An 11,606-nucleotide genomic window follows, 5' to 3' on the forward strand; every position below is an offset into this window, starting at 1 on the left:
TTAGCTGTGAGCTTCGGCAAATTTCTTCATATAGTCGGCAAGCACTTCCACCGCCTCGATACTGACGGCGTTGTACAGAGAAGCTCTCATGCCGCCGAGAATTCTGTGCCCTTTAATATTGGCAAGACGCTTCTCATAGGCCTGACGTACGAATTCGTCATTTAGTGACTCGTCTTTGAGGTTGAAGACGACATTCATGCGTGAACGGGAAATCTTCTCCACGTTGTTGTAATAAAAGCCCTCGGACTGATCGATCAGATCGTAAAGGATCTGACTCTTAATGACAGAGCGGCGCTGCATTTCCTTGACACCGCCCTGATCGAGCAGCCAGCGCGCGACCAGATTGGCGATGTAGATCGCAAAGGTGGGCGGCGTGTTGTACATTGATTCGCTCTTTGCGTAGGTTTCGTAGTCGAGCATCGTCGGTGTCGAGGGATCGGCTCTTCCGAGCAGATCTCTGCGCGCGATGACGACGGTGAGCCCCGCCGGTCCGAAGTTCTTCTGAGCGCCCGCGAAGATAAGACCGAACTTGCGGACATCGACCGGCTGACTAAGAAAGTCGCTTGACATGTCCGCAATCAGGGGCACAGACACTTCGGGCGTATACCAGTAGCGGATACCGTTAACCGTTTCATTAGAGCAGTAGTACAGGTAGGAAGCGTTCTCCGTCAGCTTGATTTCGTCCTGACGCGGCGCTCTGAGATCGACGCAGGCCGCTTCGGCCGCTTCTCCGATCTTCTGAGCTTCCTTAAAGGCCTTCTTGCTCCAGACCCCGTTCACCGCATAATTGCCGCAGCCGCCCACGGAGAAGTTCATGGGGACCATAGCGAACTCTAAGTGACCGCCGCCCTGAAGGAACATGACTTCGTATTCATCAGGGATGCCGTAAAGCTCACGCAGCAGAGAGACTGTTTCACGGTAGATACCAATGAAGTCTTTGCTGCGGTGGCTCATTTCGAGGATGGACAGACCTAAGCCGTGCCAATCCGTCATTTCCGCTGCCGCCTGCTCAAGCACGCTGAGCGGCATGGCCGAAGGGCCGGCGGCAAAGTTATAAATTCTCGTCATCTTTTTCTTCCTCGATGATTTCGCGGTCTTTCTCTTCGATCTCTTTTTCTTCTGCCGCTGTTTCGGAAATGACTTCGGCCTCTACGGCGTTTTCATCCGAAGCGGCATCTCCGTCATCGTTCTCCGTCACGCGTTCCAGGCCGACCAGGTGAACGTCGGAAGCCATAGAAATCAGTGTGACGCCCTGAGTGTTGCGCGACATCACGCGAATTTCGCTGACGCGTGTTCTCACGAGTTTGCCCTCGGAGGTAAGAAGAATGATTTCATCTTCATCCTTGACGAGGAGCGCTGCGACCACCTTGCCGTTGCGTTCCGACGTCTGGATAGAGATCATGCCCTTAGTGCCGCGGCCGTGGCGGGTGTAGTCCGCAATCGGAGTACGTTTGCCGTAACCGTTTTCGGTAGCGGTAAGGACTGTCATGTCATCGTCGCCCGCGACCAGCATCGCGATCAGTTTCTGTCCGAACTCAAGACGCATACCGCGGACACCGGTTGCAGCGCGGCCCATGCTGCGGACTTCGTCTTCGGCAAAGCGTACCGCCTTGCCGTCGTCGCTGAAGAGCATCACATCGTGCCTGCCGTCAGTGACAGCCGCGCCGATCAGCACGTCGTCTTCAAGCAGGTTGATGGCGATAATGCCCGCCCTGCGCTGATTTCTAAAGTCGCCGATCGGAGTCTTCTTAACGGTACCCGAGGCGGTTGCCATAAAGATGTACCAGTCTTTGTCGTAGTCCTCGTCGGAGATCGGAAGGACAACCGTGACTTTTTCGTCCTCCACGAGTTCAAGGAGGTTAACGATCGGTCTGCCTTTGGAAGCCGAAGAGCCTTCCGGAACATCCCAGACGTTAAGCCAGTACATGCGGCCTTTATTCGTGAAGCAGAGCAGCACGTCATGGGTAGTCGCCACAAAGAGCTGGTTAATCAGATCGCCCTCGCGCATCTGAGCCGCTTTCTTACCCTGTCCGCCGCGTTTCTGAGCGCGGTACTCGGTCGAAGCCTGGCTCTTGATGTAGCCGGTATCGGTCATGGTGACCACCATTTCGCGAAGCGGAATCAGATCTTTCGTCTTAACACCTTCGGCAAACGGAACGATCTCTGTCAGACGTTCGTCGCCGTACTGAGCCTGAATATCTCTCAGACTCTGGGCAATGATCTGTGTCACGCGCTCGGGTTTTCTCAGAATATCGTTGAGATCGACAATCTGATCGGCAAGTGCCTGATAGTCGCCGCGAATCTTGTCCTGCTCGAGACCGGTCAGGCTCTGCAGGCGCATCTGAAGAATATTTCTTGCCTGAAGCGAGCTCAGTCGATAAGTCTTTTGATCGGTGAGACCAAGATTGAGATCCTCGCCCTTCGGACGCATTTCGCTCTTATCCATCTGAGCTCGTTCAATCAGCTGAGCGGCAATTTCAGCCGGCCACTCGCGCGCGAGCAGACGAGCCTCGGCTTCCTGGCCGTTGGCTGATGTCTTGATGATCTCAATGAATTCATCGAGGTTGGCGAGCGCGACCGCCTGGCCTTCCACCAAATAGATCTTGGAAATCGCCTTATCGAGCTGGAAGCGTGTCCGGCGGTTCACCACTTCTCTTCTGAAGAAGAGGAATTCCTGAATAATTTCCTTGATATTGAGCAGTTTCGGCTGACCGTTCACCAGAGCGACCAAGTTAATGCCGAAGGAATCCTGAAGCTGCGTGTTCTTATAAAGCTGATTGAGAACAACGTTGGCGTTGGCGCCGCGTTTGAGCTCGATAACGCCGCGCATACCGGTTTTATCGGATTCGTCGCGAACGTAGGAAATACCTTCGATTTTCTTTTCACTGCCGAGCTGAGAAATCTTCTCCAGCAGCAGGCGCTTATTCACCTGATAAGGGATTTCGTCGATGATGATGGATTCACGGTTGCCGTTATCCCATTCTTCAATATGCGTTTTGGCGCGAAGCACCGCTTTGCCTTTACCGGTTCTGTAGGCTTCGTGCACATCGGCAAGACCGTAAAGAATACCGCCTGTGGGGAAGTCCGGCGCGGGAAGAACCTTGATGATCTCATCAATCGTCGCATCCGGATGCTCAAGCATCAGCAGACACGCGTTGACTGTTTCAGAGAGGTTGTGCGGCGGAATATTGGTCGCCATACCGACCGCGATACCGGCCGATCCGTTGACCAGCAGCTCCGGAAGCAGCGTCGGGAGAACCGTCGGCTCTTTTTCGCTACCGTCGTAGTTCGGTACAAAATCAACAGCGTCCTCTTCGAGACCGACAAGCATTTCAGAAGAAATCTTTGCCAAACGAACTTCGGTGTAACGCATCGCCGCAGCGCCGTCACCGTCGATTGAGCCGAAGTTGCCCTGCCCGTCAACCAGCGGATAGCGCATGGAGAAACTCTGCGCCATACGAACGATCGTTTCGTAGGCGGCGGAGTCGCCGTGCGGATGGTATTTACCGAGCACGTCTCCGACGACGCGAGCGGATTTCTTATGCGCGCTGTTGTAAGTGTTGTTCAGCTCATGCATCGCGAACAGCACACGGCGGTGTACCGGTTTCAGGCCGTCTCGCACGTCCGGAAGCGCGCGACCCATGATGACGCTCATCGCGTAATCCAGGTAAGAGCGGCGCATTTCCTCTTCAAGCGAAACGCGTTCCGCTTTATTAACCTGCTCACGAATCAGCGCCCAATCGGGTTCGCCTCTGCGGTCGGTCTTGCGGCCGCGGGGACGGCGCTTGCCTTCTTCGCCTTCCGGCTTTTCTTTTGTGTCTTCGTTCTGATCGTTGTCAGCCATCTGTAAATCCTTTTATGACATCAAAAATTAACCTGTCAATTTTACGTGACGAAACGCCAAATAATACCGAAAACGATGCTAAAACTTATTTTGATCGATTTTTATGTGATATTGTAAGACGATACTATCGTATTACGTTACTAATGATTGATTTATCTTCCATTCATCCCGGGACGATTTTAAAAACAGTGTTTTTAGAGCCGCTCGGCATCACGCCTTATCGACTTGCCAAAGACATCGGCGTGCCGCAGACGCGCATCAGTCAGATACTTGCGGAAAAACGAAGCGTGAGCGCGGACACGGCGCTGCGCCTGTCGCGCTATTTCGGATTAGACGATAATTTCTTTTTAGTGGCTCAGGCCTCCTACGAGCTAAGCAGGACGCGTCCTCTCATCGAGGATGAACTTAGACACATTAAGCCGTTCAACCCGGCAGCCGAGACAAACGATGAAAGCTGACAAAATTCTTATTCCTCGCTGGATAATTCCGGTCGTGCCCCGAGGCGCAGTTCTTGAAGGACATTTTCTGGCGATCCGGGACGGTCGGATTTCAGCGATCGCTCCGATCTCGGAATTAGCGGATTTTGAAGCTGACGAAATTGAGCAGCTTGAAAACTGCGCTCTGATGCCCGGCTTAATTAATTGTCATACGCACGCTTCGATGAATCTGCTTCGCTGTGTCGGGCCCGATCTGACCACTCCGCAGTGGCTAACCGAGTGCATTTGGCCGATTGAAGGCAAACTGATGAGTCCGGAATTTGTTTATCAGGGTGCGCTTTTAGGCGGAGCGGAAATGATTCACGGCGGCACGACCATGTGCCACGACATGTATTTTTACGGCGCTGAAGCCGCAAGAGGCCTAAGGGGAAACGGGCTTCGCGTTGTCGAAGGCGCGTTTGTGATCGGCTTTCCGTCCAAAGAGTACAGCGGAGAGGCGCAGTGTCTTCAGGGCGCGGAAAAGCTCTTTGCGTCAGCCGCCGACGATGATCTTCTCAGTATTAATTTAGCGCCGCACGCGCCCTACTCTGTTTCCAAAGAAGCGCTTCAGGCATCGATGCAACTTGCGCAAACGCTTGACACCACATGGCAGATTCATCTGTCGGAGACCGATGAAGAGCGCGAAAACGCCATCAAAGCGTTCGGATGCTCACCGGTGGAATACTTATCTCGGATCGGCTGCTTAAATGAGAGCACGGCAGCGGTTCACTGCGTAAGTCTTTCAGATCGTGATATTGAGATTTTGAGCAAATCAGGTGCAAGCGTTATCCATTGTCCGGTAAGCAATATGCGGCTTGGATGCGGCGCGAGCCCGGTCGCCAAACTGCTTGAAGCGGGCGTCAATACGGCGCTTGGCACAGACGGAGCCGCCAGCGCGTGCACGTTAAGCATGTTTGAGCAGATGCGCACAGCCGGGATGATTGCCAAAGGATTTTCCAAGGATCCGTGCGCGCTGAATGTAAATCAAATTATCGAAATGGCAACAATAAACGGGGCCAAAGCGCTAAAATCTGATGAGCGGGTCGGCTCTCTCGAGATCGGGAAGGATGCCGACCTAATTGCCATTGACTTGTCACGGTTTGTAACCGTGCCCGTTTTGGATGTTTTATCCTGCCTTGTTTACGCGGTTGAAGCACAATGCGTATATCAGGTTTGGGTTAAAGGCGGATGTGTTGTGAAAAAACAACATAAATCCGCACAAAAATCTGATCTCGGCGAGTTACTGACAAAAAGTGACTTAATGTCGTGGCAGAATAGGGTGTGTGAGATACTACAGGACGGCTCTCGATGACGTTCCGGTGGTAAGCACTCGGAACGCATTACGGCCGTTTCCTGAAAATGCCGTATCATATTGTGTGGTTTTATCTGCATCAAAAGAGGAAAATGATGAATACAAAGACAAAATTGGGACTGCTCGTTGCTTCTGTTGCAATGGCCGCTTCCGGAGCTGTTTGCGCAGCTGTTGCCCCTGCCAACCCCTATGTTCAGGCAGCCGGACAAACTCTTATGACTAACTTCGGTCTGTGCGTCCGCACAGGCTACTGGACTCCGGCTCTTGCCGAAGCTCAGGGCGCTCTTGGCCAGAACTGCCAGTGCGACACTGACATCATCAAATGCGAAGCCGGCGCTGAAAGAATTACTCTTTCCGCTGACACACTGTTCGCTTTTGACAAAGCCGTTCTGAAACCCGAAGGCGTTGCCAAACTGACAGAACTCACAAGCCGCATGTCCGGCCTGACACTCGACGTCGTCATGATCGACGGCTATGCTGACCGTATCGGCGGTGCTGCATACAACCAGAAACTGTCTCAGCGCCGTGCTGACGCTGTTAAGACATTCCTTGCCGAACACGGTGTTCCTGCCGCTCGCATCCACGCTGAAGGCAAAGGCCAGGCTGACCCTGTCGTCAACTGCCCGAACCCGTCCGCCAAGGGCGAAATCAAGACATTCAAACAGCTTGTTGAATGCCTGCAGCCGAACCGTCGTGCCGTTATCGAAGTTAAGGGCACACGCAACAAGTAATTGCTAATTCACTTGTGAAAAAGGGGCCTTTAGGCCCCTTTATTTTTGTCATGACACCTCAGACCTATCTTTTTGACCTAGACGGTACCCTGCTTGACTCCGCGCCTGATCTTGCCGCGGCGGCCAACCATCTCAGAGAAGTTCGGCATCTTGAGCCGCTTCCCTTTGAAGTGCTTCGCAAGACCGCTTCGAGCGGCGCGCGCGGGCTTCTCGGCGCGGCCTTCGGCATCAAACCGGAAGATCCCGGCTATAAAGCGCTCGCAAACGAATTTCTGGACTACTACCAGGAACATATGACGGACCACGCAGAGCTTTTTGCAGGCATTCTCGAGCTCATCAATTCGATTGAGGCAAAGGGCTTTGCCTGGGGCATCGTCACCAATAAGCACGCTCGTTTTGTGCTGCCGCTGATTGAGCATCTCAAACTTACGCCCGGCGCGGTAGTCTGCGGCGACACGCTCAGTGTGAGCAAACCGCATCCGGAGCCGATCATTCACGCGCTTCGTCTTCTTCAGAAACCGGCCGAATCTGCGGTATATGTCGGAGACGACCTGAGAGACATTCAGGCTGCGAATTCCGCTCATGTATTTTCCATTGCCGCTCAATGGGGCTATCTCGGCTCTCCCGTTGGTGTCGAGGAGTGGAAAGCGGATGCGATCGTGCGCAATCCGAGTCAAATCTTGGAAATTAACATCTAGCGTCATTCATACTTCTAACTAGCAAGATTCTGCGTGTTGGTTTTTTATCACGAGGGATAAGAAGTATGAGTAAAAAGATTTGGATTACGACCGGCGTGGCCGCGGCTCTGGCGACTGTCTACACAGCAGGCGGTTTTTGGGGCGTTCCTTCGGGCATACAGTGGGCTATTAAGAAGTATGCAGAGCCGTTTACCGACCGCAAAATCACGCTTGACGAGGTCAAATTCAATCCTTTTACACTGCAGCTGACCGCCAACGGCCTGAGGATCCAAAAAGAAGGAGAACCGCAGGCCTTTATGGCGCTGAAGTCCCTTGACACAAAGCTCAACTGGAAATCGCTCGTCAAATTCTCTCCGATTGTGGATCATGTCACGCTCGACGGTTTTGAAGCCAACATCATCCGCACGGGCCTTGACACTTTTAATTTCAGCGACATCATCAACAAGATCGCCAAAATGCCCTCAGACAAAGATGAGGACAAGAAAAAGGATGATGATCCGGTCAGATTTGAAATTGATAATGTTTCTCTGATCAATTCCTCCATCACGCTCGATGACAAGTTCAGAGATAAGGTCGACAAATTCACCGACATCAACTTAGCGGTTCCTCTGATTTCGAATTTCAAGACCGAGGTGGACAACCCGACGCAGCCGAAGCTTCAGTTCAACTTTAACGGCGAGCCCTTCTCGATTAACGCTTCAAGCGAACTCTTTGTTCCCTCGCTCAAGACCGGTGTCGACTTCACTCTCAGAGGGCTCAACCTTGAGAACGCCGCTTCTTTTAATCCGATACCGCTGAACGCGAAGGTCACATCCGGCACGATGGATGCCGCCTTGAATCTTGACTTTGCCAAGACTGTCGATCAGCAGGAAGGCTATCTGAGACTCAGAGGCACATTAAAGATTCTGAACCTTTCGATTCAGGATGATCTTGACGCCAACGGCTATCAGATCGCGAACTTCCGTGAAATCAACATCAATCTGAAAGAGTTCTCTCTATTCAGGCAGATTCTTGAGCTTGGCGAAGTACAGTTTCAGGAACCGAAATTTGAAATTATCCGTACGGCCAAAGGCATTAATGCGGCTGAGCTTGCCACTCATATTCTGAAAGACGCAAAACCCGAAGAAAGCGCCGGAGCTGCCAACTCTGAAGCCGTCAGCGAGGAAAAGGCTCCTGAGGCAAAACCGACAGCTGCGGGCAAGGAAGTAAAACCTGAAGCCGCTAAGTCGGAAGAAACCAAGGCAGAACCGACAGAAAACAATGCGGCCGCACCGACTGAGACACCGCCGGAGACAGCGCAGACGAAACCCGCGAAGCCTGAGGAAAAAGCTAAAGAAGCTTTGCCTGAGAAGGCTTCAGAAAGCTCGACAGAAATGACGCCTCAGAAGGAAGCGGCTCTGAATATGCTGATGCGTTCGGCTCACGCTGCCGAATCAACACCTGAGGCACCCACTGCCGGCGCGGAATCGAGCAAGACAGCGGAAACCTCCGAATCCGGCAGTACTGGTGCAGGAGCCGTTCCGACTGAAGCTCCCACGCCGAATGAAATCGAGCCCAAGAGTGAGGAAGCTCAGTCAGACGTAAATCATGACAAACCATCCATCGCGGACAAAGGACCTAACGCGCAGGAGGACCCCGGCTGGAAGTGGAGTGTTGAGAAAGCGAGCATTCGCGGAGGCACGGTCCATTTCTCTGACAAGACGAACGGCTTTGATCATGACGTCACAAACATCAACGCTTCAGTGGCTTCGCTGAACGCGCAGCCCGGAAACAAGAGCGACATCAAGGCTTCTCTTGATGTGCTTGAGGGCAGCATTACCGCCGAAGGTACGCTTGATTTAACGCCTCTTGATCTTGAGCTGAATCTCGGTACAAAAGATCTTTCCGTTCCGAAGCTCTCGCCCTACATTCAGGAGTTCTCCGCCGCCAAGATCGCAGGCGGTAAATTCTCGAGCAGCGGCAAGTTCAGCCTGAGCATGAATGAAGAGCTGAAGTTCAATTACAGCGGTGAGGCAGGTCTGAGCGGCGCTGTGATTCATGAGCCGAACGGCTCTCAAGCGCTTTCCGTCGCGAGTGCCGAAGTCAAAGGCATCGACGTTTCCGGCCTTTCGCCGATCAACGTCAAGATTGCTGATATCAATATCGCAAGTCCGAACGTCAAGGTTATTCGTGAAAAAGACAATTCAATCAACTTAATGACGCTTGCCGAGCCGGGCAGAAAGCCTTCCGCCTCTGCTGCTGCGGTGAAACCGGCGCCAGCCAAAGCCTCTTCGTCTTCATCAGCTCCGCTTGGCTGGCAGATCGGCAGGATCAGCCTGAGCGGAGGCTCTGTCGACTTTACCGATGCAACGAACGGATTCCACAAAGTCATCTCCGCGATCAACGCCTCGGCCGGTCCGATCAGTAACAATTTATCTGCGCAGACCGCGGTCAGCGCGAACATGAACATTATCGGCGGGCATATCGGCGCGAGCGGAAATCTGGTGATCAGCCCGTTCAAGACCAGTTTGGACGTCACTACGAGCGCGCTGTCCATTGCCGATCTGACGCCCTATATCTCTCAGTATTCCGGCGCCCACGTGACCAAAGGCACCTTCTCCAACAAGGGCAAAGTCACGCTTTCCACCGCAACTGATCCGATCAGCTTCAGCTACAACGGTTCAGGCGACGTAAGCAATCTTAACGTCACGACGGCAAAGGGTGAACCGGCCGCATCGCTTACCAAGCTCAGTGCTTCCGGCGTCAGCATCAGCGGCCTTTCTCCGCTTCAAATCAACATTAATTCGCTGACGGCGTCTAATCCGAGCGTCACGATTGTCAGAGCGAAGAACGGCGCAATCAATCTTGCCTCTTTAGCGGATCCGGGCGGAAAAGCGGCGCCTGCTTCCAAACCCGCAGAAAAACCCGCCAAGAAAACCGGCAAAAAGGCTAAGTTCTCTTCGCCCACTGCCGATCTGCCCGCAATGACCATTAGCAAAGTGGTTCTGAGCGCCGGTCGCGTTCGCTTTACAGATAATTCCGTCTCACCGGTATTTAACATTACCGCCAACAAGATCGACGGCAGCATGACCGGTTTCTCGACAGCGAAGAACTCGAAAGCGAACGTTGACGTACATGGTTCGCTAAACGGAACCCCGATGACTCTGAAAGGCACGGTAAATCCGTTTGCATCCAATCTGACCGTCGCGATGCAGGGCTCCGTACAGTCGCTGTCGCTTCCCACCTTCTCTCCGTTCTCTGCTGAATTTACCGGTTACCCGATTGTCCGGGGGCAGATTACCTACAACGGTTCCCTTGATGTTCACAAAGATGAAGTGAAATCAGAGAACAACATGGTCATCAACAAACTGGAATTCGGCAATGAGATACCGAATGCCAAGAACACGATGCCTGTCGGGCTGGCAGTTTCCCTGCTCCAGGACAGAAGCGGTCAGATTGACTTGAACATTCCGGTAAGCGGATCTCTGAATGATCCGGAGTTCTCGATTGGCGGAATCATTGTCAAAGTCATTGCCAACTTGATTACCAAAGCGGTGACTGCGCCGTTCGCTCTGATTGGTTCGATGTTTGGCGGCGGTGACGCAGACCTTCATAATCTCGCCTTTGACGCCGGCACAGCCAAACTGAGTCCGAAGACGGTTGACGCATTGAAGGTTGTGGCCAAAGCGATGAGTGAGCGCCCGGGCATCAAGATTCAGATCATGGGTATCGCCGATGACAAGCAGGACACTCAGGGGCTGAAGGAGAGCCTGCTGATGCGTTCGATGCGCTATGCCATTTATCGGGATTCAACTGCCGCAACAGACATGAAGCAGCTTACGCCGGTGCAGATTAGTCAAGCGATTAAAGCGCTTTACAGCGAATCGGAAATTCCGGACAAGCCAAAGCTTACGGACGTACAGCAGATGCATCAGTTCCTGCTGGAGCATCAGCGTGTTGCGACCGCGGATTATGTATCGCTTGCGCAGAGGCGCGCGGATGCGGTCAGGAACTATCTGATCAATGTTGAGAAGATCAATCCGGATCGTTTGTTTATCGTTTCTCCGCAGGATCAAAAAGGCGACACAAAGGTTCCCGGGGTCGCTTTGGGTCTTCAAAATTGATAGGGCGATGAATTTTATGTAAAATGAAAGATTCCTGTGGGGGCGACATGGTTTCGACAGGGGCAATGAGGTAATTGGACGCGTGCCGAGGTGTAGTTTCCTCGCTAAACCACTTACAAAAATATAAACGCCAACGATGAGCGTTTCGCTCTCGCCGCCTAAGTCCGGTGAGACGCTGCAACCGGTTTGCTCTTAGACCGGGTCGGGAAACCGACAGCAGCGACATAGCATAAGAGCTAGTCTCCGATGGAGTTGTGACGTCGGAGGCGAAACAAAGCAACTGGCCGGCAACTGGCATCGCTAGTTTGCAGGGTTGTCGGTAAGATCTAAATGAATTAGATACGCACGTAGAGGCTGTTGCTGATAGCTTTTGGACGCGAGTTCGATTCTCGCCGCCTCCACCATTTTAAATTCCCAGAACGTCGGAAGATGACTGGGATTT

The 11,606-nt window shown here is 52.8% G+C and carries 7 protein-coding genes and 1 other RNA gene; 6 read left to right on the forward strand and 2 right to left on the reverse strand.

Features of this window, described 5'->3' with window-relative positions:
- Both serC and gyrA read right to left on the reverse strand, forming a co-directional pair.
- Positions 1-1,068, reverse strand: coding sequence for a 3-phosphoserine/phosphohydroxythreonine transaminase (serC, locus tag E5987_RS02205; protein ID WP_160334454.1), 1,068 nt, complete (start codon positions 1,066-1,068; stop codon positions 1-3).
- The gene (gyrA, locus tag E5987_RS02210; RefSeq protein ID WP_160334455.1) at positions 1,052-3,844 is read right to left on the reverse strand and encodes a DNA gyrase subunit A; all 2,793 of its coding nucleotides are present in this window, start codon (positions 3,842-3,844) and stop codon (positions 1,052-1,054) included. The genes serC and gyrA overlap by 17 nt, the downstream gene beginning before the upstream one ends.
- 143 nt (positions 3,845-3,987) lie before the next feature.
- On the opposite strand from gyrA, the gene E5987_RS02215 reads away from it, so the two are divergent.
- The 6 genes from E5987_RS02215 (at position 3,988) to ssrA (ending at position 11,568) form a co-directional block, all read left to right on the forward strand.
- Complete coding sequence (locus tag E5987_RS02215) at positions 3,988-4,302, forward strand: HigA family addiction module antitoxin (protein ID WP_160334456.1); 315 nt, start codon at positions 3,988-3,990, stop codon at positions 4,300-4,302.
- Positions 4,292-5,632, forward strand: coding sequence for an amidohydrolase family protein (locus tag E5987_RS02220; RefSeq protein WP_160334457.1), 1,341 nt, complete (start codon positions 4,292-4,294; stop codon positions 5,630-5,632). Before E5987_RS02215 ends, E5987_RS02220 begins: the two co-directional genes overlap by 11 nt.
- 95 nt (positions 5,633-5,727) lie before the next feature.
- Positions 5,728-6,363 carry an OmpA family protein gene (locus E5987_RS02225; RefSeq protein ID WP_237178686.1) on the forward strand — a complete coding sequence of 212 codons (636 nt, stop codon included), beginning with the start codon at positions 5,728-5,730 and terminating at the stop codon, positions 6,361-6,363.
- A 14-nt stretch (positions 6,364-6,377) separates the two neighbouring features.
- The gene (locus E5987_RS02230; RefSeq protein WP_338143615.1) at positions 6,378-7,061 is read left to right on the forward strand and encodes an HAD family hydrolase; all 684 of its coding nucleotides are present in this window, start codon (positions 6,378-6,380) and stop codon (positions 7,059-7,061) included.
- 65 nt (positions 7,062-7,126) lie between these two features.
- Complete coding sequence (locus tag E5987_RS02235; RefSeq protein WP_160334459.1) at positions 7,127-11,164, forward strand: DUF748 domain-containing protein; 4,038 nt, start codon at positions 7,127-7,129, stop codon at positions 11,162-11,164.
- A gap of 38 nt (positions 11,165-11,202) precedes the next feature.
- Positions 11,203-11,568: a transfer-messenger RNA gene (gene ssrA, locus E5987_RS02240) on the forward strand.
- Positions 11,569-11,606 lie beyond the last annotated feature (38 nt).

Origin of the sequence: Parasutterella muris (genome assembly GCF_009767915.1) — a bacterium.
GTDB classification, from domain to species: domain Bacteria; phylum Pseudomonadota; class Gammaproteobacteria; order Burkholderiales; family Burkholderiaceae_F; genus Parasutterella; species Parasutterella muris.